The organism is Kribbella sp. NPDC049174 (assembly GCF_043197365.1).
Taxonomy (GTDB): Bacteria; Actinomycetota; Actinomycetes; order Propionibacteriales; family Kribbellaceae; genus Kribbella.
Genome location: NZ_JBICSZ010000011.1, coordinates 149,244 through 172,569, shown reverse-complemented (window position 1 = coordinate 172,569; position 23,326 = coordinate 149,244). Strand labels below are relative to the sequence as shown.

Sequence of the window (23,326 nt, the reverse complement as noted above, 5' to 3'; positions counted from 1 at the left end):
TTTGAGGGTTCACAGCGCTCGTCTTGCTGTTTACAGTGCGAGCTGGAAGCGCTCCCAGATTCAGCCCTGCGCAGGGTGGCCGAGTGGCTTCGCGGCCCGAGCAACTGGCCGGCTCAGCGGCCTGAGCTGATCTCCGACAGGTGGCCATCGCCGTGCGACCAGTGGAAAGTGATCACGCTCGACACCGGCACGCCGGGACACAGCTGACCGACCGTCCCACCGACGATCCGCCCGGGATTCGTGGTCGCCATGGTGAGTGCCTCCGGCAACGAGAACGCGGCGGCCGCCCAGGAGACCCCGTCCGACAGTGGTGCGGCCGCTCCGGCCAGGTACGGCGTACCCCTGACCAGCAACCGGCCGTCGTCGGTGAGCTCGACGTCTCCGCCGACGGTGGTCGAATAGTCGCCCGGCGGTTGGCCGCCGATTGCCACCGAGTCGGAGACCAGGAAGGAGTGATCGAGCCCTTTCGCGCGCACCATCGCTACGAACGCCTCGACCGGGAGGTGATGCCCGTCAGCGATGAACCCGGCGGTCAGACGGTCGTCGGCCAACTGTGCCCACAAGTAGTTGGGGTGACGCGGCAACTGTGCATGCGCGCCGTTGCCCAGATGGGTGGACAGTGTCGCGCCGGCATCCACCGCGGCGCGGATCTGGGCAGTGTCGGCGTGGGTGTGGCCGATCGCCACGCGGGTGCCGGTGGCTCGCACCGCGGCGATGAACTCCGTGCTGCCTGGCCAGTGCGGCGAGACCGTGATCAGGCCGATCAGACCTTCCGCGGTCTGCTGAATCTGCTCGAACTCGGCGAGGTCGGGCGGCCGGACGAAGGTCGCGTCATGGCAGCCGCGCGGCCCGTCCTGATCCGAGATGTGCGGACCTTCCAAGTGGATGAACGGTATTGCCTCAGCAACCTCCGGGTGACGGCGGCGGGCCTCGGCCACGACGGCGACGGCCCGACTGATTCGTTCCGCGTTCGCCGTGACGAGAGTGGGCACGAACGTCGTCACACCGACTGTTCGCAAGGTCTCCCGCAGTCCGGCGACCGTGTCGACGGACAGGTCGTCGCCGTTCAGGTCGAAGCCGCCGTACCCGTTCACCTGAAGGTCGACCAGGCCCGGGCTGATCCACGGCAGGTCCGCATCACCGCCGGACCGGGTGATCTGCCCGCCCTCGGCGGACTCCCGGTGGACCGCGGACTCTCGGTGCGCGGCGGACTCTCGGTGCACGGCAGACTCTCGGTGCACGGCAGACTCTCGGTGCACGGCAGACTCACGGTGCACCGCGGTGACGCGGCCGTCGGCGTACTCGAGGCGCAGGAGCTGCCCCGACCACGGATCACGCCCGATCAGAGCCATCTGACCCGGTCCCGGAACCGGCCGATGAACTCCGCGTTCGCCTCGTCACCACCCGGCGCGTTGCCACTGCGCCACACCGGCGGTACGACGCCCGCCTCGATCAACTGCTCGATCGTGTGCACCACCATCAGGTTGAGGGTGAACGCGTTGGCGAACGTCGAGACCGCGGCAACCCGTTCGGGCATCCCGGCCAACTGGATCACCGCGTCGCCGATCGGGACCTTGGTGTCCACGGCGACGTCGACGAGTTCGTGCAGGTTGGCGCCGGACGGGTGCCGGGCGGGGTGGGTCGGCGCGGTCTGCTCGGCGTGTTTGCGCGAACTCACCCCGATCGTCCGCACACCCCGCTCCTTCGCGGTGAGTGCGGCATCGATCAGGGCCGCGTTGATCCCGTACGCGTTCACCAGCAGGAGCAGATCGTCCGGACCGAGCCCGGCGTTCTCGATCACGATCCGACCGTAGCCCGGCGTACGCTCGACGGCCATCGACCGCAACGCACCGTTGGACAGCAACGTCCCCTCGTCGAGCAGCGCCGAGACATGCATCAACCCGCCGGCCCGGAAGAAGATCTCCTGCGCGGCCAGGTTGGAGTGCCCACCCGGACCGTAGACCTGGATCAGCCGATCGGCCGCCACCTGGTCGGCCATCAGCCGGGCCGCGGCGGCGATCGAGTCCCTCTCCTCCACCTCGATCCGGCCGAGGAGCTCCGTGATCGCGGTCAGGTACTCACTCATCGCGCTGGTCAGTCATCTGGATGGGCCTCCTGATCGAGAAACAGCCGGGTCCGCGGATGCGTGTGCAGCGCACTCGCCGGTACGGCGGGATCCACCGCGCCGGCCAACGTCGCCCGGACCGCGTCCCGCTTCGCCGGACCCGACACCATGCAGAAGATCTCGCCCGCCGACAGCAGGAACGGAACGGTCAGCGTCCAGGCGTGCGTGGGCACGTCGGCCAGCTCGGCGAACAGTCCTTCGTCCACCTGCTGGGTCCGGCTGGTGTTGTCCAGCGCAACTACCTGGACGACGTCGGTCGTGGTGAAGTCGGCCGGCGGATCGTTGAAGGCGAGGTGCCCGTTGACGCCGATACCGGCCAGCACGATGTCGATCGGCGCGGCACTGACCAGCTCCGCGTAGCGAGCCGCCTCGGCGTCTGGAGCTGCACCGCCGTCCGGATCGATCACGCTGAGCACGGGCTGGGGAAGATCTCCAGCACCTCGCGGCACCTGCTCGGTGAAGTGCCGGCGCAACCACCGGCCGAAGCGTTGCTCCGAGTCCGGCGGCAGGCCGACGTACTCATCCATGTGGAATGCCTCGACCCGGCTCCAGTCGATGCCCTCAGCAACGGACAGTGCGGCGAGGGTGTGCAGTTGGCTCGGCGCGGCCGCCAGCACCAGCCGGGCCGAGCCCTGCGCCTGGATGGTCCGGCGCAAGGACTCGGCTGCTGCGGCGGCTGCCGCTGCGCCAAGGGCAGCGGGATCGGGCAAGACGTCGACGTTCATGCCGAGGTCAGCCGGGTGTGTTGTTCGCCCAGGCCGTCGGCCCAGACCCGGAGGACGTCGCCTTCCTTCAGATAGCGCGGTGGCTTCTGGCCGGCGCCGACTCCGGCCGGCGTACCGGTGCTGATCACGTCTCCCGAGTAGAGCGTCATGAACTGGGAGATGTACTGGACCAGGTAGGCGACGCCGAAGATCATCTCGGCCGTCGAGCTGTCCTGCAGCACGTCGCGGTTGACGTCGAGTCCGAGCTTGATCGCCTGTGGATCCGGGACCTCGTCGGCGGTCAGGATCCACGGACCGATCGGGCAGAACGTCGGTGCGTTCTTACCCTTGTCCCATTGGCCGCCGCGCTCCAGCTGGAAGTGCCGCTCGGAAACGTCGTTGACGAGTACGTAACCCGCGACATGCTCCAGCGCCTCCTCGTCGGTCTCGAGGTAGGACGCCGTACGCCCGATCACCACCCCGAGCTCGACCTCCCAGTCGGTCTTCCCGCTGCCGCGCGGGATGAGCACGTCGTCGTTCGCACCGACCACGGTGTCGGGTGCCTTCATGAACAGGATCGGCTCGGGTGGCGCTTCCTGACCGCCCTCGGCTGCGTGGTCGGCGTAGTTGAGCCCGACGCAGACGATCTTCCCGGGTCTGAGCGGCGCGGCCAGACGCACGTCCTCGAACGCGGAGGTCTCCGCACCGCCGAGGGCCGCCGCGGCGCGCTCCCGCAGGCGAACCGGATCGAACGCCTCGGTCTCCCCGGCTAGTGTCGCCACCCTGCCGTCCTCGGTCAGAACGGCGTCCCGCAGACCCTCGTCAGTATGGACACGCAGAAACTTCACTGCTTCCTCCAAGCTCCTTGTTTGGCCCAGTTCAGGTACGCGATCCCAAGTGCGTGCGACCCCTGCGACGGGACGAGCTGTACGGCGTCGTACACCCGAAGGGACTGCTGGTAGACGAGTACATCGTGCTCAGCGTATGCACCCCAGCGCGCGCACTGGACCGCATTGGCCGGTACGGCGTCCGTCGTACCGTCGACGCGGAGCCAGACCTCGGTCGCGGACCGGATCACCTTCTTCGTGAACGTCGCGGTGAACCGCTGGACGTCCGCGGCCAGACCGTCGTCGATCCCCGACTCGTAGGCCGCCTGGACGAACTCGAGGCTGATCGCCGCGTGACTGATGTCCTCGATCTGCCGCGAGGCCGGGTACGACGGTGTGTACTCCGAAATGCCCGCCGTGCTGGGATAGCTGGCGTACAACTGGCTGTACGGCGGCCAGTACGGCCAGACGTACGCTCCATCGGCGCCGAGGGTCAGCCCGACTCGGTAAGCCTTGAGCAGCTGCTCAACTCTGGTCCGGTAGCGCCGCTCTCCGGTAGCGCGGTACAGCTCCACCAGCACCTGGCCGAGACCGTGACTCTGGTTGTACGGCTGGATCGTGCCGTCGAACGGAATCGGCGCACCCTTCGGCCACACGTAGTCGCCTGATCCGTCCGGGCGGGCGACGTACTCGCCGTCATGGAAGGCGACGGCCGCGCGGACCGCGCCGAGGATCTCCTTGGCCTCGCGGAGGCGAGCACCGCGCCGCAGCCGGGGAGAGCGGAAGACCATGCGCACATAGCGCGCGAGCGGGAACGCGACCATCCCGGTGTGGACGGCGAACACGTAGAACTGTGGCTGGAAGGTGATCGTCGCCGGACTCGGCGGAGTCGCCGCACCAGGCGATGTCCTGAGGTCGACGGCTGTCCAACGAAGCCCGGCGGTGTAGGCGTTGTTCACCGCGGTCACGACGTACGACGCGGCAGCCGGGTCGAGCGAGAGGCCGCGCAGCGTCACGACGGCGGTGGTGCCGGGGTTGCGGAGGATCAGGTCGAAGGTGCTGCCGACGACGTTCGCGACCTCGGCCGTCGACTCGGCCGATCGCGCACCGGCCCAGCGGAGTTGGATGGCCGCGTTGCCTCCGCCGTCGGGGAGCACGCCGTGACCCGCCGTGTAGTTGCCGGCGGCGCGCCATACCTGGCCCGATCGACCGGCGTAGTCCGTCACTCCGCGAGCCTTGTCGGTCGTTGCCATCAGGTGCGTGGCTCGTTGCTCGAAGGTCTGCAGGTAGCGCGTGTCGCCGTACGCCTCGTACATCCTGAGCAGTCCGAGCAGGAAGTAGGACTCGCCCCAGGCGTAGAGGCCGACTTCGTTGTTCGTGGCGTTGGTCGCGAGATAGGCCGCTTGCGCGGTGTCGAAGGCCTCGGGTGAGTCGTAGACGAGTGTGTCGGCGAAGGCGGGGGCGGCGGACGTGCCGGTCCAGGCGAGGACTCCGGTGGCAGCGGAGCCCAGCAGCAGGGTGCGTCTGGTGATGTGCGGGTTCATCTCGGTGCCTCACTTGCTGACGGGGGTGGGCGAGGGAGGAGGAGGTGGGCAGGGAGGGAGGGATCCGGGGCGGGGGTGTGCGGATGAGCGGTCAGCCTTTGATGGCGCCGCCCATGCTGTCGAGGATGCGTTTCTGGAGCAGGAGGAAGACCGCGACGACCGGGATCAGCGAGAGCACCGTGCCGGCCGCGAGACCGCGGACGTCGGTCCCGCTGACACCGCTCAGATAGGCGATGCCGAGAGCGATCGGGAACTTGGACTGACTGGTCAGCGTGACCATCGGCCAGATGAAGCTGTTCCAGACCGAGACGAACCCGAGGATCGCGAGCACGGCCAGGGTCGGCGCGACGATCGGCACCGCGATCCGCCAGAAGATGGCGAACTCGTTCGCACCGTCCATCCGGGCCGCCTCCACGATCTCGTCCGGGATCTGCGAGAAGGCCTGCCGGAGCAGGAAGATGCCGAGCGAGGACAGGATCGCGGGCAGGATGACGGAAGCGAAGGTGTCGGTCAGTCGCAGTTGGCTCATCACCAGGAACCGCGGGATCAGCATCAGCTCACCCGGCAGGAACATGATCGACAAGAACAGCATGAAGAACAGCCCGCGGCCGCGGAACGCGATCCTGGCCAGCGGGTACGCCGTCAGCGCCGACACGACCAGGTAGACCGGGACGGTGATGCCGACGTAGATGAGCGAGTTCAGCAGGAAGCGGGCGTACGGGATCGTGGTCCAGGCTTCCCGGAACCAGTCGAGCACCGGTGGCCGCGGGATCAGGTCCGGCGGGAACCCGAAGACGTCTTGGTCGGCCGGTTTGATCGCCGAGCTGAGCAGAATGAGGAACGGGCCGATGAACAGTGCCGCCACTGCGATGAGCAGAAGGTAGAAGCCGATCCGCCGGACCGTCCGCTGGTCGATCTGCGGCGTACGCCGGTACAACCGCCGGGCCGTCATCAGCCGTCCTTCCGGCGGGTGATGACCAGGTTGACCGCGGCGAGGACGATCATGATCGCCCACAGCACCAGGCCAACCGCGCTGGCATAGCCCATGTCGTAGTCCTCGAAGGCTTTCGACCAGATGTAGTAGCCGAGGGTGAGAGTGGAGTCGAGCGGACCGCCGCGGGTCAGTACGTAGACGGACTCGAAGGCGCGCATCGCTTCGAGCATGCTGAGGATCAGCGTGACCGCGAACGTCGGCCGCAGCGACGGCACGATGACGTGCCAGAGCCGTTGCCGGCCGTTCGCACCGTCGATCTTGGCCGCCTCCAGATGGTCCGACGGCACCGCCTGCAGGCCGGCCAGGTAGATCATCATGAACAGGCCCGCGTTCTTCCACGCCTCCAGCAGGACGACGGTCGGCAGCGCCCAGTGCCGGTCGAGCAGGAAGTCGATCGGCCCGAGCCCGACCATCTGGAGCAGCCAGTTGACCACGCCCTCGCGGTTGAACACGTACTTCCAGGCCACCGCGACCGCCACCATCGACGTGATGACCGGCAGGTAGTACAGCATCCGGAACGCCTGGATCGCGCGCAGTTTGACGTTCACCAGCATGGCCAGGAACAGTGGCGCGATCACGGTCAGCGGCAGGAACATGACCACGAACAGCAACGAGTTCCGCAGTGCGATCCAGACCCGTGGGTCGTGCGCCAGCCGGACGAAGTTGTCCAGGCCCGACCACTGGATCGGGTTGACGATGTCGTAGTCGGAGAAGGCGAGCTGGACCGCGATCACCGCCGGCCAGGCGAACATCGCGGCGTACAGCAGCAGCCCGGGCACCATGAAGAGGTACGGCGTGTACCAGCGCTGGCCGACCACGCGGCCGCGCAGACCCGACCGGCCACCGAGACCCACCCGGCCACTGAGACCCGACATGGATGCCGCCTCTCGCGTCTGAAACCCGGCTTACGGATTTGTGTTGCAGATGACCGTAGCTCAGAAGGCAGTCGGTCGCCAGCCATAACTATGAGGCTTTTCCACAACCACGAGTTGACGGCAGCAGCGGGCGTCGACCACGATGATGTCTGGAAGCACCGTTTAGGACATTCCATCTCTGTGAGGAGCTCGCGATGGCGCGAAGCACACGATCCCTGCTGCGGGGCCGGCTTGTTCCCACCCTCGCCCTGGCCCTCGGGCTGTCGATGACGCTGGGCGCCTGTGTGTCCGGCAGTCCGGCCACCGGGGACGCGCCGGAGCAGTCGGGTGACGCGTATTCCGGCGAAGTCGAGTGGTGGACGATCAACCTGCAGAAGAACTACGGGCCGGACATCCAGAAGTGGATCGACGCCTACGAGAAGGAACACCCCAAGGTCACCATCAAATGGGTCGACGTGCCCGGCCAGGACATCACCACCAAGCTGCTGGCCGCGCTCGCCAGCGGCAAGGTGCCGGACGCGGTCAACATCACGTCCGCGACCACCGGCCTGTTCGCCGGCTCGATGGCGGACCTGAACTCTCTGTTCAGCAAGGACGAGATCGCCGCGTACGCGCCCAACCTGGCCGACCCACTGGTTGCCGACGGCAAGCGGATCGCCATCCCCTGGTACAACGGCGGCACCTCGCTCGGGTTCTACAACAAGGACCTGCTGGCCAAGGCCGGCTTCGACCCGGCCAAGCCGCCGAAGACGTACGACGACGCGCTCGCGCTGGCCACGGCGTACAAGAACGCCACCGGGAAGTCGGCCACCAACTTCATGGCCTACTCCAGCGTGATCCAGGCCAACGGCATCCCGCTGCTGTCACCGGACAAGAAGACGGCCGCCTTCAACACTCCCGAGACCCTCGCCCTGGTGGAGAAGTTCAAGCCGCTCTTCGACTCCGGCGCGATCGCCCCGGGCAGCCTCGGCGCCAACCCGCGTGAGCTCCCCCAGTCGCTGGAGAACCGGCAGATCGCGTTCAACCCGGCGGCCGTGTCCAGCAGCCTGCTGAACATCGAGAAGAACTCGCCGGCCGTCTACGGTTCGATCGTCGTCGGTCCTCCGGTCACCGGGGCGGACGGGAAGTACTACATGTCCGGCCAGCAGATCGTAACCATCCCGGCCAAGTCGGACAACCAGGCGGCCGCGGCCGCGTGGCTGAAGTTCGTCACCGCGCCCGAGCAGCAGCTCGCGCTCTGCAAGCTGGTGCCGATCTACCCGTCGTCGCTGAAGGCTCTCGAGGATCCGTTCTTCACCGACATCGCGGGCACCACCCAGGCGGACGAGGCGCGCAAGGTCCTGCTGGACACTTTCAAGAACAGTGTGGACGCGTCACTCGGCTCCGGAAACGACGAGCAACTGCGCAAGCAGTTCGACGACCAGATCCGGGCGTACATGTCGGGCACCACGTCGGCCAAGGAAGCGCTGGACACTGCCGAGAAGGCGTGGAACGAGACGCTCGCGAAGGGCAGCAAATGAGCAACATCATCCGGATCGGCATCGTCGGCGCCGGGATCATGGGACGCGCTAACGCACTGTCCCTGTCCGGTCTGCCCGAGGTCGAGGTCACGGCCGTCACGAGTCGCTCGGCGGACAGCGCCGGGCGGCTGGCGGACGAGATCCAGGGCCGCGGTGCCCCGCGGCCGACGATCCATCCGGACCTCGATGCCCTGCTGCAAGACGAGAACGTCGACGCCGTCGTGCTGACCACCCCGGACCACCTGCACGGCGAGATGATGGTGCGCGCGGCCGAGGCCGGGAAGCACATGCTGGTGGAGAAGCCACTGACCACATCGGTGGCCGAGGCGGATGCCGCGGTCAAGGCGATCCGCGCGCACGGTGTGGTGGCGATGTGTCTGTTCAACCACCGTTGGGTTCCCGCTTATGCGCAGGCGCACGAGCTGCTCGCGGATCTCGGTGAAGCCGCGGTGGCGTACGCGCGCAAGGACGACACCATCTTCGTCCCCACCGAGATGCTGTCCTGGTCCGACCGCACGACGTGCGCCTGGTTCCTGTCCAGCCACGACATCGACCTGGTGTCCTGGCTGCTACGCGACCAGGTACGACGGGTCTACGCAACCGCCCGCTGGGGCAAGTTGCGCTCACTCGGCATCGAGACTCCGGACGCGATCCAGATCCAGGCCGAGTACTCCCGCGGAGCGGTGGCGACCTTCGAGTCCGCGTGGATCTACCCGAACACCTTCCCGACCGTGGTCGATTCGTACGTCTCGGTCGTCACCGACAACGGCGTGGTTCAACTGGATCGGCAGAAGGAGAGCGTCGTCCTGGCGACTCCGGACCGCTACACCTATCCGAGGAACATGCTGCAACGAGTCATGCACGGCATCCCGGCCGGTGCGTACGCCGACGCGATCGCGCACTGGATCAACTGCTGCCGCACCGGCGCGCAGCCGCTCATCACCATCGAGAGCAGCCGGAACGTGACCGCCGTCCTCGAGGCCGCACACACCTCGATCGAGACCCGGCAACCCGTCGACGTCTCCATGCTGGCCGACCCGGGGAACGGATGACGACGAACAGGAGTCCCGAGAAGCCGCGGCACATCGATGCCCGCGTCAACCGGATCGGGACCGATGACCTGATCAAGGCGTTCGGGGCGCCCGACGGTGTCGGCGACCTCGCCACGCTGCGCGCCTTCGTGGGCGCTCGGCTGCGGCGGCCGGCCTGGCCGTTGCCGGAGTGGACCGCTGCGATTCGGTCCACACCGACCGCGGATGCCGTCCTCGCCGAGGCGGCACCGTTGCTCACCGGCGTGGAGGTGACCGGGCGCGAGCACGGTCGCTCCCGTCGCTATGGCTTTCACTACTTGAACTGGTTGTCGCCTGGGGTCCACGCCTGGCTGCTGACGGGCGACGATCAGTACCTCCACGCGTTTGAACGGCACTTCGACGACTGGTTCGAGCAGCGCGACTCGGTCACCGGCGAATGGCCCGGCCTCGACGTCATCTGGTACTCACTCGGGACGTGGGCCCGATGCCGGAGTTTCCTGCCGACGTTGGAGGTTCTGACCGACTCAGCCCTGTCGGACCGGGTGTGGGGCCGGCTGGTTGCGACTCTCGTCGGCGGTGCCCGGTGGGCGTACGACGAGCACGACGTGTTCCGGCATGGCAATTGGCAACTCGTGTGCGCGACCGAGCTTCTGCACATCAGCGCCGTACTGCCTGATCTGGTTGAGGCGGACAGTTGGGCAGCCCGGGCGCGGCAGCGCATCGATGAGCATCTGCTGTTGGATGTGTACGGCGACGGCGGGCACTACGAGCGCTCCCCCGGCTATCACAAGATGTGTTTGAGCGCGCTCCAGACGGCCGCGGTGATCGACAGCCGGTTCGCTGAGCATCCGAAGCTGACGGCGATGCACGACTGGTTGTGCGAGCTCGTGTCCGCCGGCGGTTGGATCCCGCACCTGCAGGACAGCCACATCGAGTGGCCGGCGTTGAGTCTGCTGCGTGGCAGCTACGTGCTCGACAACCCGTTGCTGGCACGCGTTGCGGCGCAGTGGCTGACCCCTTCGGACTTTGCTGTCGAGGCGGCGGCGCTGCCGGCGCAGAAGGATGCGGCCAGGCAACAGCGGTGGATGGATACAGTGGCGACCGCCTACGACCGCAAGGTCCCTGCGCCCCCGCCTAGTACCGTGCTGGCCGACTCCGGCTATGTGATCCTTCGCGGCGACGAACTGCGAGCCGTGATCAACTACGGCCCGCACATCGAGCACGAGCTGGAGTCGCACTCGCATCGCGCCGTACTCGACCTGGTTCTGGACGGCTGGGGGCAGCCACTGCTGTGGGAGGCAGGTGGTCCGCCGAGCTATGACGATCCGGAGTACCTGACCTGGTACCAGTCGGGTCGGGGGCACAACACGGTGCTGGTGGACGATCAGGAGCTGGGTACCGATCGCGGTGTGAGCATCGAACCGCTCGTCGACACGGGGCACGTCGCCGTGTTCTCGGGCCGCCACAGCGGGAACGGCATCCCGCAGTCGCGGACGATCGCGATGGTCCGGGAGGAGCCGGCCTTCGTGGTGGTGTCCGACAGCGCATCGGCGGACGGGCATGGGTTCCGGGCGTGCTGGCAGGCGATCAGTCCCTGGCGACAGATCGGGTCACTCGCGTACAACGCTTCGGCGCCGGATGGGCCCGGGTTGCTGCTGATCGAGACAGGAGAGGCTGAGACGACTGAGGTTGCGACAACTGAAGGAGTCGCGCGGCGTCCCTTGGCCGGCGGAGTGGCGGAGTACGGGCCGTTGCACTCACTGGTGCTGACGCGGGACAGCGGGGTGTTCACGACCGTTCTCGTTCCGCATCAGGGGGCGCAACCAGCTGATGTTCGAGTGACCGCACTGGGTTCCTCGCTGACGGTCGATCACGGGAACACCGTCGATCGGATCGACGCGTTCAGCTGGGTGCGGACCGTCGGCGGACTGTTGTCCTGGGCAACTGGTTGGCGGATCCGGGAGTTGCGTGACCACGAGCAGACGCTGTTCCGGAGTGCGGCCGAGGTGGATGTCGAGGCCACGGTTGTCGATGATGGACTGCGCTTCGAGGTGACCTGTGCAGGTCGGTGCGGGCTGTGGGTGCCTCTCGGCGAAGGGCTGCTGCTGAACGGTGTGCCCATCACCGCGGAGAGCGACGACGAGGGGTGGACTCATCTCACCTTGCCGTACGCCGGGCGCTGGACCGTCGAGGGGCCACGTCATGCCTGACGACGTGACCACTGGCTGGTTCGACGCTCGCATCGTGACCGGGGCACACCCCGCATCCCTCGTGCCGAGGAGCGACCGGGACGCGATTGCGGCGCATCTCGACATCTACGCGATGTCGGGTGCACTCGTGAGCGCGATGGCTTCCTGGCTGCACGATCCGGTGGGTGGCAACGCTGAGGCGACTGCGGTGGCGCACAGCCTGGCCGATCGTGGCGTGCTGGCTTGCTGGACCGCCGTGCCGCCCACGCCCGGTGAGCTGCAGTCCCTGGATGCGCTGGTTGATCAGGCGGTGGCAGAAGGGGTGGCGGCGTTCCGGCTGCATCCGCGTTCGCACGGATACTCGCCGGTGACCACCGCGATGCATGAGTTCTATGCCGCGCTCGCCGCCAACGGCCTGCCGTTGTGTGTCGACTTCACCGAGGTCGACTGGCACCACCTCGACCACATTGCCACGCGGTTCCCGGCACTGCCGATCGTCGTCTCCAGCCTCGGGTACCGGCAGTTGCGTAACCTCTGGGCGGCCATCCGCGACCACGAGAACCTGTACGTCGATCTCGTCGACTTCGCCGGTCACCAGGCGATCGAGTGGCTGGCGGCCCGCGGGCTGGCCGACCGGGTGCTGTTCGCGACCGGACTCGGGCTGCGCGATCCCGGCGAGAGCATCGTCCGGCTCGCGTGGTCAGGCCTGGACGACGACACCGTGGCGCGGATCGGTGTCGGGAACGCGGATCGGTTGTTCGGCGTCCGTCGTACCGCGATGGCAGAGCAGTTGGGAGGACGAGCATGATCGGCCGGCGACCACAGCGGAGGGTGGTCGACGTTCACGCGCACCTCGGTCCGTACTCGTTGTTCTACATCCCCGAGCCGGACGCCGCGGCGATGGTCGGGGTGATGGACCGGACCGGGACCGAGGTCACCGTGGTCGCCGCGAACCGCGCCATCCAGCAGGACGCACATCTCGGCAACTCGCAGGCGCTGGCCGCGGTCGATGCGCATCCGGGCCGGATCGCGGCGTACGCGGTCATCAATCCGTGGCAGGACCCGGAGCGTGAGCTCGAGCGGCTCGCGGCCGACGACCGGTTCGTGGGGATCAAGGTGCACCCGACCCTGCACCGCTACCCGGTGACCGGCTCGCGGTACGCCTCCGTGTGGGCGTTCGCCGAGGAGACCGGTTGCCCGGTGCTCAGCCACTCCGAGCATCAGTCGGCGTACGACGCTCCGCCGCTGTTCGAGGTGGTCGCGGCGAAGTACCCGCGGGCGGCGGTGATCCTCGGGCACGCCGGGATCACGCCAGCCGGTGTCGACGAGTCGATCGAGGCCGCCGCCCGGCATGAGTCGCTCTGGCTCGAGGTGTGCGGCTCGCAGATGACCGGCCCGCTGATCATGGAGATGGTCGAGCGGGTCGGCAGCCGGCGGGTCCTGTTCGGCTCCGATTTCCCCTTCATCGATCAGCGGATGTCACTCGGCCGAGTGGTCTGCGCACCCCTGACCGACGGTCAGCGTCAAGATGTTCTGAGCGGGAACGCCCGCAGACTGTTCCGGTGGCGACCGCTGCCGGGAGATCCAGGGGTGGAGCAATGAGCGAAGAGGTATTTTCGACAGCCGGTGAGCGACTTCCTCCGGTCACGGTCGGGCTGTTCGGTCCGCGCAAGCTGGTGAAGACGATGGCGGAGGTCGGGCAGCAGATCGCGGACCGGTCTCCGCATGGCGTGAAGTTCGTGACGGGTGGGTACGACGACCAGGCCGAGGCCGAAGAGCGGTACCTGAAGCTGCGGGACCGGATCGACTCGGCCGTGTTCCCCGGACCGTGGGTGTTCGACCTCGCCACGGCCGGACACTGGCTCACCGTACCGTCGACGCACCTGCCGCTGACCGGCGCCGCGCTGTATGCCGCCCTGCTGCGAGCCTCTCTGACCATCGACGACGTCGACCTGAGCCGGGTGAGCATCGATTCGCTGTCCGCGGCGGACGTGGAGGAGGCGTACGGCGAGATCGGTCTCGACACGGCGGACGTGTACGACATCCCCTACGACGGACCCGAGTCGGTGGCGGGCTTCGCGGCCTTCCACCGGGAGAAGTGGGAGCAGGAACGCACCACGCTGGCGCTGACCACGATCCTCTCGGTCGAGCGCGAGCTACGTACCCAAGGCATCCCGGTCCTGCGGATCGCGCCGACCCGATCGAGTGTGCGCGATGCGCTCGACACCGCCGTCCTGCTCGGCCAGGGCACCCGGATGGGTGCGCACCAGCTCGCGATGATCGCCGTGCAGCTCATCCCGACAGGTACGTCCCGGGCCGAGTCCGGGGATTACTGGCAGCAGGAGCTCGCCGTACTCACGCATCAGAAGCTGTTGTCGGAAGCGCGGCCGGTGGGTGCGACGGTCGCACGTCGGTCGGACACGCTGTTCCTGGTCACGACCACTCACGGGGCTCTGACCCGGTTGACCGAGCAGTTCACCGTGGCGCCGTTCCTGGGCGCGTTGACGGCGCAGCTCGGTGTACCGGTCGCGGTGGGGGCGGGCGCGGGCCAGACAGCGCGGGCGGCTGAGGCCAACGCGTTGATGGCGGTCGAGGACTCGGTCGGACGCGAGGGCAAGGTCGCGATCTACCTCGACGGCACGACCGTCCGGACCGAGCTGCCGCCCGGTCGAACAATGACGGCACCGACGCCGGTCGACCTCATCTCACCGGTCGGCCAACGCGCGTACGAGATCGTCACGTCGATCGCCGCGGCGGCGGCACCGGAAACCGGCCAACAGGTCGTCGTGGACGTCGAGAGCGTCGCCGACATCATGCAGGTCACCCAGCGGACCGGGCGGCGGATGCTGAAGGAGCTCGTCGAGGCCGGCCTGGCCTGGCCGCTGCCACCCGCCCGTTCGACTGGAGGCGGCCGGCCCCGCCAGCAGTTCCGGCTGCTCACCGAGAAGCTCGACTGACCCCAGGAGGAACTGTGCAGACCGTTGCCCGAGGCCACGAACAGACCGATCGCCTGTACGACCGCGCCAAGCGCGTCATCGCGGGCGGGGTGTCGAGCGACGCCCGCCGCGCGGACCAGCCGCTGTTCGTCGACCACGCGCGCGGCGCCGAGCTCTGGGACGTCGACGGCAACCGATACCTCGACTACGTGCTCGGGCAAGGCCCGAACCTGCTCGGCCACGCGTCCCCGATCGTGGCCGAGGCGGTCTCCGCCCAGGTCAGCCGTGGGGTCGCGTACGCCGCCCAGCACGAACTGGAGGCGATCGTCGCCGAGCGCCTGTGCCGGATGGTGCCGTCGGCCGAGCTCGTGCGGTTCAACAGCGTCGGGTCGGAGGCGGTGCACGGCGCGCTCCGGCTGGCGCGCGGGCACACCGGCCGGCCGAAGATCGTGAAGTTCGAGGGCAACTATCACGGCTGGCTCGATCCGGTGCTCTACAGCGTGCACCCTGACCTGGCGCTGGCCGGAGACGCCCGGCATCCGGCCGCGGTCGGCGGTACGGCGGGCCAGCCCCGAGGCGGCGCGGACGACCTGATCGTGCTGCCCTTCAACGACCTCGAAGCCGTATCCGCGGTGCTCGAGGAGTCTGGCGACGAGATCGCGGCCGTGATCCTCGAGCCCCTGCTCTGCAACACCGGCTGCATCACGCCGGCGCCCGGCTACCTCGAAGGCCTTCGCGAACTGACCTCACGGTATGGCGCGTTGCTGATCTTCGACGAGATCATCTCCGGGTTCCGGGTCACCCCCGGTGGCGCTCAGGAGTTGCTGGGCGTCGTGCCGGATCTGTCCGCCTTCGGTAAGGCGATGGCCGGTGGGATGCAGGTGTCGGCGCTGGTCGGCTCGGGTGAGGTGATGGGTTCGATCGCGAACGGGACCGTGGCCCACGCCGGCACCTTCAACTCACATCCGGTCGCGATGGCCGCGGCCGACGCGGTGCTCAGGCATCTCGACGAGAACCGGGATGCCGTCTATCCCCCGCTGATCGCTGCGGGCCAACGGCTGATGGCCGGTCTCCGTGATGCGGCACAGCGTCACGGCGTACCGATGCTCGTCGATGGTCCGGGGCCGGTGTTTCAGACCTACGTCACCGATCAGTCCGCAGTGACCGACTACCGGAGTTTCGCGGCTTGCGACAGGCCCGCGATGGCGAAATTCCACGCGGGCCTGTTCGCAGCCGGGATCAACATCGTGCCCCGAGGGCTGTGGTTCCTGTCCACCGAGCACACCGACGAACAACTCGACGAGACGATTGCCGTGGCGGACTCGGTGCTGGCGTCGCTCTAGAGCCCAGGACCCTGGAGCAACTTCGCCTTCGTCGGCACCGGGTCGAACGGCTTGCGGTCCTGGGTGCAGGTCGAGCCGTCGGCCGGTGCCTTCAAGGTGGTGAGGTAGGTGGTGATCAGGTTGTCGGCGCATGTGCTCTTACCGAGCACGGTGTGGCCGTAGCCCTCGACCGTGACCAGGCTCGCGTTCCGGTAAAGGTCGGCGTACGGGCGAGTGGCCTGGTACGGCGTCGCCGGGTCGTATCGGGTGCCGATGACCATGACCGGGGTCTTGATGCTCAGCGTCCACGGGCCGAGGAACGCGTCGTGGTCCCGGACCCCCATGAACTCGCACGGCTGGCCGAGCCACAGACGCATCCGGCCGAAATGCGGCGCACGCTTGTCCGCGGCGTCGTCGTACTGCGGGTAGGCGAGGGGCCGGCCGGACTGCTTGGCCTCGACGCACGGCTGCAATGCGGTCCCGATCGACGCGTACTCCTCCCTGCGCCGGTTCCACTCCACCAGCAGCTCGGACGCCCGCTCGGCGGACTTGGCCCGCGTCTTCGTCTCCGAGGCAGTCGCGAGCTGGGCCAGCGACTCCGCCAGCGCGGGCCAGCCGGCAGGGTCGTACATCGAGAAGAAGCTGACCTGGACGGCCGTCTGGTAGGTCACCGTGACGGTCGAGCCGTCCGGCAGCGTGAGTACGACGGGCTGCGTCTTCAACCGCTCAAAGGTGCTCTCGGCAACGGTCTTCGGATCGCCGAGCTCGGCCAGCGCACAGTCGTTCGGCCCGGCCTTCTCGCACTCGGCGAGGAACTGCGCGAACGTCTCCGCGGCACCCTCCCCCTGCCGAAGCCGGTCGCCGATCGGCCGCCGGTCACCGTCCGAGCCGGAGTACAACTCCGGGCTCAGCGTCCCGTCGAGCACGAACGCGCGGATCTTGTTCGGGAACAACCGCGCGTAGGTCGCGCCGAGATACGTGCCGTAGGAGTACCCGACATAGCTGAGCTTGTCGTCGCCAACCGCCTGCCGGAGCAGGTCCATGTCCCGGGCGACGTTCGCGGTCGAGTAGTGCGCCAACCGGTCCGGCGAGGTGGTCCGACAGCTGACCGCGATCCTCAGGCTCAGCTTCGTGTACTCGCGCTCCTCAGCAGCCGTCGCCGGGTACGGCGTCGAGCCGGTAAAGGCGGCCGCTTCCTCGGCGGCCGTCGGGAAGCAGGTCACCGGATCCGACTTGCCGACCCCGCGCGGGTCGAAGCCGAGGATGTCGAACCGCGCCCGCACCTCGGGCTGGTAGGCGGTCTGACCAAGCTGCTGCACGAAGTCCACCCCGGGCTCACCGGGGCCACCCGGGTTGGTGAACAGCGTGCCGATCTTGCGGGCCGGATCAGTCGCCGGCAACCGGGTCAGCGCGATCGTGGTGGTCGCACCATACGGCCGGTCGTAGTCCGTCGGCACCTCGACGGTCGCGCACTGAAACGCCGGCAGCTCAGCACCACTAGGCGGCGGCCGACTCCTATCGCGTCCACCAACAGAAGGAGGCCGGGAGTCCGCCGTACAGCGGATTCCCGGCCTCCGTCGGAAGAACTCAGGCAGTCTTCTCGCGACGCTCGCGCTTGCGCTCGATCTGGTCGCGCGGGATGAGCGTCGGGTTCACGTTCTCCAGCACCACCTCGCCGGTGACGACGACCTTGGCGACGTCCTCACGGCTGGGCACCTCGTACATCACGTTGAGGAGAACCTCTTCCATGATGGCCCGAAGCCCACGGGCGCCGGTCCCGCGCAGCAGCGCCTGGTCGGCGATCGCCTCGACCGCGTCGTCGCTGAACTCCAGCTCGACGTTGTCGATCTCGAAGAGCCGCCGGTACTGCTTGACCAGCGCGTTCTTCGGCTCGGACAGGATCTTGATCAGCGCGTCGCGGTCCAGCGGGGACACCGTGGTGATCACCGGGAGCCGGCCGATGAACTCGGGGATCAGGCCGAACTTCAGCAGATCCTCCGGCATCACGTCGGAGTACCCGTTGACCTCCTTCGGCTTCTCCGGCTCGCGGGAGGTGTTGAACCCGAGCGTCTTCTTGCCGACCCGCTGCTCGACCATGTGGTCCAGGCCGGCGAACGCGCCGCCGACGATGAACAGCACGTTGGTGGTGTCGATCTGGATGAACTCCTGATGCGGGTGCTTGCGTCCACCCTGCGGCGGCACCGAGGCCGTCGTACCTTCCAGGATCTTCAGCAGCGCCTGCTGCACTCCCTCGCCGGAGACATCGCGGGTGATCGACGGGTTCTCGCTCTTGCGGGCGATCTTGTCGACCTCGTCGATGTAGATGATCCCGGTCTCGGCCTTCTTGACGTCGTAGTCGGCCGCCTGGATCAGCTTGAGCAGGATGTTCTCGACGTCCTCACCGACGTACCCGGCCTCGGTCAGGGCGGTGGCGTCGGCGATCGCGAACGGGACGTTCAGCATCCGGGCCAGCGTCTGGGCGAGGTAGGTCTTGCCGCAGCCGGTCGGGCCGATCAGCAGGATGTTCGACTTGGCCAGCTCGACGGCCTCGTCCTTCGCGTGCCGGCCGGCGCTGGAGCTGCCTTGTCCGTCCCGGACCCGCTTGTAGTGGTTGTACACCGCCACCGCGAGAGCCTTCTTGGCCACGTCCTGTCCGACGACGTACGCGTTGAGGAAGTCGTAGATCTCCCGCGGCTTGGGGAGTTCGGTGAGGCCGACCTCGGAGCCCTCGTTCAGCTCTTCCTCGATGATCTCGTTGCAGAGATCGATGCATTCGTCGCAGATGTAGACGCCGGGACCGGCGATGAGCTTCTTGACCTGCTTCTGGCTCTTACCGCAGAACGAGCATTTCAGCAGGTCGCCGCCGTCACCTATGCGTGCCACCGGGACAGATCCCTTCTCTGAGCAGTCGAACCGTGGGCCAAGGGGGCGTAGGCCGCTCGGGCCGGGTGCAGTACAGCAAACCCGGATCCGATTCGACGGTACCGCGCCTGAGGCCGAAACGCCGCGCCCGCCGCCGCGTTGTGACTACGCCGGTGGCGAACGCGCCACGCCCTTGACAAGTGTCCAGAACGCCTTGACGGCTTCGCGTCAGCACCGTCGGAGCGGGTCGGACGTGATGGGAGCGCGTCGGTCCGCGCCCCCGGCCGCACTGGACGACGGCCGGGATGCACGGATCGAGGCTCAGACGCCGGCCGGGACCGGGGTCTTGAGGGTCTGCAGGACGTCGTCGATCAGGCCGTACTCGATCGCCTGGTCGGCGGTGAGGAACTTGTCCCGCTCGATGTCGCGGGACACCTCCTCCAGCGGCTTGCCGCTGGCGTCGGCGATCATCTTCTCCAGCAGCGCACGCAGCCGGAGGATCTCGTTCGCCTGGATCTCGATGTCGCTGGACTGACCGTAGGTGCCCTCGGTGGCCGGCTGGTGGATGATGATCCGGCTGTTCGGCAGCGCCAGCCGCTTGCCCGGCGTACCGGCGGCGAGCAGCACCGCGGCGGCCGAGGCGGCCTGGCCCAGGCACACCGTCTGGACGTCCGGCTTGATGTAGCGGACGGTGTCGTAGATCGCGGTCAGCGCGGTGAACGAGCCGCCCGGGGAGTTGATGTAGATGCTGATGTCGCGGTCGGAGTCCATCGACTGCAGGCACAGCAGCTGGGCCATCACCGCGTTCGCGATCTCGTCGGTGATCGGCGTACCGAGGAAGATGATCCGGTCCTCGAACAGCTTCGTGTAGGGGTCGATCCGGCGCATGCCGTACGACGTGCGCTCCTCCCACTGCGGGATGAAGTAGTTCATAGGTGCGTCCTTAACTGACGGAGTGGGAGATCAGGAGTTCGGGCTGCCGGAGCTGAGCTGGGCGGCGCTGGCGACCACGTGGTCGATGAAGCCGTACTCCTTGGCCTGCTCGGCGGTGAACCAGCGGTCGCGGTCGGCGTCGTTCTCGACCTGCTCGAGCGGCTGGCTGGTGTGCTCCGCGATCAGCCGGAACAACTGCGCCTTGATGTGCAGCGACTGCTCGGCCTGGATCTTGATGTCACTCGCCGTACCACCCATACCGCCGGAGGGCTGGTGCATCATGATCCGCGCGTGGGGCAGCGCGAACCGCTTGTCCTTCGCGCCGGCGCAGAGCAGGAACTGGCCCATCGAGGCGGCCAGGCCCATCCCGACGGTCGCGACGTCGTTGGAGATCCACTGCATGGTGTCGTAGATCGCCATGCCGGAGTCCACCGAGCCGCCCGGGGAGTTGATGTACAGCCAGATGTCCTTGTTGGGGTCCTCGGCGTTGAGGAGCAGCATCTGCGCGCAGATCGCGTTCGCGTTGTCGTCGCGAACCTCGGACCCCAGGAAGATGATCCGGTTCTGCAGCAGGCGCTGGTAGATGTGGTCGTCGAGTCCGCCGGATCCGTTGCCGCCCGCGGCGGTGGGGCTGGCTGCAAATGTCTCGTTCACGAAGCCGACATTACTGGGCCGCGGCGACAGACCTAAGGCTGGGCCACAGGTGTTCGCTCACGGCGCACCGTGTCTGCCCTGAGCGTATTTCTTTCCAGTCAACAACTTTCCCCCTCTAGGCCTCAGCCGGTAGCGACGACCACCGGTCACCAGCCACACAGCGCAACCGAGCCGAACGCGTGAACTTCGTCGCCGACTCGCTCACCAGGCGCTTGAGCGGTCGGCTTCTCGGTCGTCGGAACAGCCGGATTGGTCTTCCGGGTCCGGCACTGAGCGCCGTTCCGGACCCGAAGGCGGGGCGGCCGGCAGTGTTGCGCGACGTGAACGACTGGATACCCCGGCAGCCACAGGCACGGCTCGTCGAGATCCGGTCTCGCAGTCAGCTTCATCAGGCGCTCCCCAGGCGGTTTGACGGTGCGCCGGCAACGCTAGAGAAGGCCGCTTTCAGATCGCTTTCAGCTGGCTGACAACACGACGACGGCCCGGATCCGCGGGGGATCCGGGCCGTCGCGCCGTACTGCTGATCACGTGCTGCTGGCTGTCAGGCCTTTGCGGGCTCCTCGGCCGGGGCCTCGGCGTCCGCGTCGGCGGACTCGGCCTCCGGGTCGGCGTACGTACCGTCCGGCTGGAGGGTCTTCAGCTCGACCACGTTGCCGGAGGCGTCGGTGACCTTGGCGTTCTCGACCAGGTGCGCCAGCGCCTTGCCGCGAACGACCTCGGACACCAGGCTCGGCACCAGGTTGTTCTCGACCGCGTGCTGGGCGAACTGGTCCGGGCTGACGCCGGAACGCTGCGCGTGCCGGACGATGTGCTCGGTCAGCTCCTGGTCGTTGACGCTCAGCTCCTGCTGCTCGGCCACCAGGTCCAGCACGAACTGGGCCTTGATCGCGTCCTCGGAGCGCTTCTTCAGGTCCTCGTCGAACTCGTCCTGGCTCTGCTCCTCGCCCTCCAGGAACTGCTCGAACGTCATCCCGGAGTACCCGAGCTGCTGCTCCAGGTTCTCCTTGCGGGCGGCCAGCTCGTCGGTCAGCAGACCCTCCGGCACCGGTACGTCGACCAGGGTCAGGATCTTCTCGAGGACGGCGTCGCGCGCCTCGCCGGCCTGCTCCAGCCGCTTGCCGCGCTCCAGCCGGCCGCGGACGTCGGCCTTCAGCTCGTCGGCGGTGTCGAACTCGGACGCGGTCTGCGCGAACTCGTCGTCGAACGCCGGCAGCTCCTGCTCCTTGACCGCGGTCACGGTCACCTCGACGTCGACGTCCTCGCCCTTCAGCGCGCCGCCGACCAGCTGGGTGACGAAGGTCTTGCTCTCACCCGCGTTCAGCCCGGTGACCGCCTCGTCCAGGCCGTCCAGGAGCTGGCCGCTGCCGACCTGGTACGACAGGCCGGTGGCCTGCGCCTCCTCGACCTTCTCGCCGTCCTTGCTCGCGGACAGGTCGAGGGTGATGTAGTCCTTGTCCTGGACCGCCCGCTCGACCGGGTTCAGCGAGCCGAACCGCTGCCGGAGCGCCTCGATCTGCTCGTCCACCTCGTCGTCGGAGATGGCGATGTCCTCGACCTCGGCCTCCAGGCCCTCCAGGTCCGGCAGGGTGATCTCCGGGCGCACCTCGACCTCGGCGGAGAACTGCAGGCTCTCCTGGTCGTTGAACTCGGTCACGTCGACCTCGGGCCGGCCGATCGCCTTGACCTGGTTATCCTGCACCGCCTGCGAGTACAGCTTCGGCAGCGCGTCGTTGATCGCCTCCTCGAGCACCGGCCCGCGACCGACCCGCTGGTCGATCACCTGCGGCGGGACCTTGCCCTTGCGGAACCCCGGGACGGTGATCTGCTTCGCGATGCTCTGGTACGCCGCGTCGAGGCTCGGCTTGAGTTCCTCGAACGGCACCTCGACGATGAGCCGGACCTTCGTCGGGCTCATGGACTCGACGGTGCTCTTCACGGTGGCGGTTCTCCTTGATAGATGACGACTTCACAGCACGGGGACAGCCCGCGCTGCAGGGGTACTGCAGGGGGTTTGTCGGGGCGACAGGACTCGAACCTGCGGTCTCCTGCTCCCAAAGCAGGCGCGCTAGCCACTACGCTACGCCCCGCAGTGACCGCACGAGTCTAGTCGACCCGAGGCAATGCTCGCGCCACCACCCCAGGCGACACCGATCGGCGGGGCAGTTTTGAGTCCACCCCGGGGAATGTGGAATCATGTCCGAGCACCGCGGGTGTAGCTCAATGGTAGAGCCCCAGTCTTCCAAACTGGCTACGCGAGTTCGATTCTCGTCACCCGCTCCACCGCAAAGGCCCAGGTCACACCGACCTGGGCCTTTCCGTACCCCTGGTATCCCATGCGATCCCGCTGCCACTAGCCCGTGGGCCTGGCGGCTAACCGCCGGCCGGCCGGGTTCAGGTGGTGGGGTCCCACTCGATGTAGTCCGGCTCGGGGTCGATGGTGAACCGGATCGCGTCGATGGTTGTCGAGCCGGTCAGCCAGGCCTTGGCGATTCTGTGGCCGCCGTCCATCAAGCGTCCGTCCGCCGACAAGGTCACCGGGTACCGGAGATCGGCCTTCTGGATGCGGTCGGCATGCTGGGCGACCATTCGGCAGGTGACCGGTCCGCCACCGAACCAGCAGTCCTCGTCGAACTCGCGGATGGTGTCGATCGGTACAGGCTCGGCTGGGAGGTCTTCCGCCAGCTTCCAGAGGCGCTCGGTCAAGTAGAAGGCTCGGCCGCCGGGCACCGGGCGTGAGTGTCGTTCGGGCATCGCGCCATCATCTCGGATTGAGCTGGGGCTGTTGCTTGGCCGGGGGTGGCATCGGGAGC

20 protein-coding genes and 2 tRNA genes are annotated in these 23,326 nt (G+C 67.7%); 8 read left to right on the top strand and 14 right to left on the bottom strand.

The window, feature by feature from the left end:
- Positions 1-113 precede the first annotated feature (113 nt).
- The 7 genes from ACGFIF_RS38710 to ACGFIF_RS38680 form a co-directional block, all read right to left on the bottom strand.
- Positions 114-1,352 (bottom strand): N-acetylglucosamine-6-phosphate deacetylase, encoded by a 1,239-nt coding sequence (locus tag ACGFIF_RS38710; protein WP_393161780.1) that lies wholly within the window; start codon positions 1,350-1,352, stop codon positions 114-116.
- Positions 1,343-2,086 (bottom strand): sugar isomerase domain-containing protein, encoded by a 744-nt coding sequence (locus ACGFIF_RS38705; RefSeq protein ID WP_393161778.1) that lies wholly within the window; start codon positions 2,084-2,086, stop codon positions 1,343-1,345. The genes ACGFIF_RS38710 and ACGFIF_RS38705 overlap by 10 nt, the downstream gene beginning before the upstream one ends.
- Positions 2,087-2,094: 8 nt before the next feature.
- The gene (locus ACGFIF_RS38700) at positions 2,095-2,850 is read right to left on the bottom strand and encodes a 6-phosphogluconolactonase (RefSeq protein WP_393161776.1); all 756 of its coding nucleotides are present in this window, start codon (positions 2,848-2,850) and stop codon (positions 2,095-2,097) included.
- Entirely contained in the window at positions 2,847-3,677 is an 831-nt protein-coding gene (locus tag ACGFIF_RS38695; RefSeq protein WP_393161774.1) for a fumarylacetoacetate hydrolase family protein, read from the bottom strand. The genes ACGFIF_RS38700 and ACGFIF_RS38695 overlap by 4 nt, the downstream gene beginning before the upstream one ends.
- Entirely contained in the window at positions 3,674-5,200 is a 1,527-nt protein-coding gene (locus tag ACGFIF_RS38690) for a hypothetical protein (protein ID WP_393161772.1), read from the bottom strand. Before ACGFIF_RS38690 ends, ACGFIF_RS38695 begins: the two co-directional genes overlap by 4 nt.
- A 91-nt stretch (positions 5,201-5,291) precedes the next feature.
- On the bottom strand, positions 5,292-6,152 hold the full coding sequence (locus ACGFIF_RS38685) for a carbohydrate ABC transporter permease (RefSeq protein WP_393161770.1): 861 nt from the start codon (positions 6,150-6,152) through the stop codon (positions 5,292-5,294).
- Positions 6,152-7,069: a carbohydrate ABC transporter permease gene (locus tag ACGFIF_RS38680; RefSeq protein WP_393161768.1), complete on the bottom strand. Its 918-nt coding sequence runs from the start codon at positions 7,067-7,069 to the stop codon at positions 6,152-6,154. Before ACGFIF_RS38680 ends, ACGFIF_RS38685 begins: the two co-directional genes overlap by 1 nt.
- Positions 7,070-7,263: 194 nt before the next feature.
- Between ACGFIF_RS38680 and ACGFIF_RS38675 the strand changes: the two genes are divergently transcribed.
- From ACGFIF_RS38675 to ACGFIF_RS38645, 7 genes are read left to right on the top strand one after another with little or no spacing between them, the layout of a single operon-like run.
- On the top strand, positions 7,264-8,589 hold the full coding sequence (locus ACGFIF_RS38675) for an ABC transporter substrate-binding protein (RefSeq protein WP_393161766.1): 1,326 nt from the start codon (positions 7,264-7,266) through the stop codon (positions 8,587-8,589).
- Positions 8,586-9,641 carry a Gfo/Idh/MocA family protein gene (locus tag ACGFIF_RS38670; RefSeq protein WP_393161764.1) on the top strand — a complete coding sequence of 352 codons (1,056 nt, stop codon included), beginning with the start codon at positions 8,586-8,588 and terminating at the stop codon, positions 9,639-9,641. The genes ACGFIF_RS38675 and ACGFIF_RS38670 overlap by 4 nt, the downstream gene beginning before the upstream one ends.
- Positions 9,638-11,830, top strand: a complete 2,193-nt coding sequence (locus ACGFIF_RS38665) for a heparinase II/III family protein (RefSeq protein WP_393161762.1) — start codon at positions 9,638-9,640, stop codon at positions 11,828-11,830. Before ACGFIF_RS38670 ends, ACGFIF_RS38665 begins: the two co-directional genes overlap by 4 nt.
- A complete protein-coding gene (locus ACGFIF_RS38660) occupies positions 11,823-12,617 on the top strand; it encodes an amidohydrolase family protein (protein ID WP_393161759.1) in 795 nt (264 codons plus the stop codon). Before ACGFIF_RS38665 ends, ACGFIF_RS38660 begins: the two co-directional genes overlap by 8 nt.
- Positions 12,614-13,411, top strand: coding sequence for an amidohydrolase family protein (locus ACGFIF_RS38655; protein WP_393161756.1), 798 nt, complete (start codon positions 12,614-12,616; stop codon positions 13,409-13,411). The genes ACGFIF_RS38660 and ACGFIF_RS38655 overlap by 4 nt, the downstream gene beginning before the upstream one ends.
- A complete protein-coding gene (locus ACGFIF_RS38650; protein WP_393161753.1) occupies positions 13,408-14,766 on the top strand; it encodes a hypothetical protein in 1,359 nt (452 codons plus the stop codon). The genes ACGFIF_RS38655 and ACGFIF_RS38650 overlap by 4 nt, the downstream gene beginning before the upstream one ends.
- A gap of 14 nt (positions 14,767-14,780) precedes the next feature.
- Positions 14,781-16,088: an aspartate aminotransferase family protein gene (locus ACGFIF_RS38645; protein WP_393161750.1), complete on the top strand. Its 1,308-nt coding sequence runs from the start codon at positions 14,781-14,783 to the stop codon at positions 16,086-16,088.
- On the opposite strand, the gene ACGFIF_RS38640 is transcribed toward ACGFIF_RS38645, so the two are convergent.
- The 6 genes from ACGFIF_RS38640 to ACGFIF_RS38615 form a co-directional block, all read right to left on the bottom strand.
- On the bottom strand, positions 16,085-17,524 hold the full coding sequence (locus tag ACGFIF_RS38640) for an alpha/beta hydrolase (protein WP_393161747.1): 1,440 nt from the start codon (positions 17,522-17,524) through the stop codon (positions 16,085-16,087). The genes ACGFIF_RS38645 and ACGFIF_RS38640 overlap by 4 nt on opposite strands.
- A 130-nt stretch (positions 17,525-17,654) precedes the next feature.
- A complete protein-coding gene (gene clpX, locus ACGFIF_RS38635) occupies positions 17,655-18,950 on the bottom strand; it encodes an ATP-dependent Clp protease ATP-binding subunit ClpX (RefSeq protein WP_393161745.1) in 1,296 nt (431 codons plus the stop codon).
- Positions 18,951-19,250: 300 nt separating this feature from the next.
- Complete coding sequence (locus tag ACGFIF_RS38630) at positions 19,251-19,862, bottom strand: ATP-dependent Clp protease proteolytic subunit (protein ID WP_337323247.1); 612 nt, start codon at positions 19,860-19,862, stop codon at positions 19,251-19,253.
- 30 nt (positions 19,863-19,892) lie between these two features.
- Complete coding sequence (locus ACGFIF_RS38625; protein WP_393161741.1) at positions 19,893-20,516, bottom strand: ClpP family protease; 624 nt, start codon at positions 20,514-20,516, stop codon at positions 19,893-19,895.
- 541 nt (positions 20,517-21,057) lie between these two features.
- Entirely contained in the window at positions 21,058-22,452 is a 1,395-nt protein-coding gene (gene tig / locus ACGFIF_RS38620; RefSeq protein WP_393161738.1) for a trigger factor, read from the bottom strand.
- A 78-nt stretch (positions 22,453-22,530) separates the two neighbouring features.
- Positions 22,531-22,603 (bottom strand) — tRNA-Pro (locus ACGFIF_RS38615).
- A 119-nt stretch (positions 22,604-22,722) separates the two neighbouring features.
- On the opposite strand from ACGFIF_RS38615, the gene ACGFIF_RS38610 reads away from it, so the two are divergent.
- Positions 22,723-22,796 (top strand) — tRNA-Gly (locus ACGFIF_RS38610).
- Between the two features lie 111 nt (positions 22,797-22,907).
- On the opposite strand, the gene ACGFIF_RS38605 is transcribed toward ACGFIF_RS38610, so the two are convergent.
- Positions 22,908-23,267, bottom strand: coding sequence for a hypothetical protein (locus ACGFIF_RS38605; protein ID WP_393161736.1), 360 nt, complete (start codon positions 23,265-23,267; stop codon positions 22,908-22,910).
- Between the last annotated feature and the right edge of the window lie 59 nt (positions 23,268-23,326).

Bases quoted from the DNA above. Each gene is read 5' to 3' on its own strand.
- ACGFIF_RS38710 (WP_393161780.1), bottom strand. From the start codon at position 1,352: ATGGCTCTGATCGGGCGTGATCCGTGGTCGGGGCAGCTCCTGCGCCTC.
- ACGFIF_RS38705 (WP_393161778.1), bottom strand. From the start codon at position 2,086: ATGAGTGAGTACCTGACCGCGATCACGGAGCTCCTCGGCCGGATCGAG.
- ACGFIF_RS38700 (WP_393161776.1), bottom strand. From the start codon at position 2,850: ATGAACGTCGACGTCTTGCCCGATCCCGCTGCCCTTGGCGCAGCGGCA.
- ACGFIF_RS38690 (WP_393161772.1), bottom strand. From the start codon at position 5,200: ATGAACCCGCACATCACCAGACGCACCCTGCTGCTGGGCTCCGCTGCC.
- ACGFIF_RS38685 (WP_393161770.1), bottom strand. From the start codon at position 6,152: ATGACGGCCCGGCGGTTGTACCGGCGTACGCCGCAGATCGACCAGCGG.
- ACGFIF_RS38680 (WP_393161768.1), bottom strand. From the start codon at position 7,069: ATGTCGGGTCTCAGTGGCCGGGTGGGTCTCGGTGGCCGGTCGGGTCTG.
- ACGFIF_RS38675 (WP_393161766.1), top strand. From the start codon at position 7,264: ATGGCGCGAAGCACACGATCCCTGCTGCGGGGCCGGCTTGTTCCCACC.
- ACGFIF_RS38670 (WP_393161764.1), top strand. From the start codon at position 8,586: ATGAGCAACATCATCCGGATCGGCATCGTCGGCGCCGGGATCATGGGA.
- ACGFIF_RS38665 (WP_393161762.1), top strand. From the start codon at position 9,638: ATGACGACGAACAGGAGTCCCGAGAAGCCGCGGCACATCGATGCCCGC.
- ACGFIF_RS38660 (WP_393161759.1), top strand. From the start codon at position 11,823: ATGCCTGACGACGTGACCACTGGCTGGTTCGACGCTCGCATCGTGACC.
- ACGFIF_RS38655 (WP_393161756.1), top strand. From the start codon at position 12,614: ATGATCGGCCGGCGACCACAGCGGAGGGTGGTCGACGTTCACGCGCAC.
- ACGFIF_RS38650 (WP_393161753.1), top strand. From the start codon at position 13,408: ATGAGCGAAGAGGTATTTTCGACAGCCGGTGAGCGACTTCCTCCGGTC.
- ACGFIF_RS38630 (WP_337323247.1), bottom strand. From the start codon at position 19,862: ATGAACTACTTCATCCCGCAGTGGGAGGAGCGCACGTCGTACGGCATG.
- ACGFIF_RS38605 (WP_393161736.1), bottom strand. From the start codon at position 23,267: ATGCCCGAACGACACTCACGCCCGGTGCCCGGCGGCCGAGCCTTCTAC.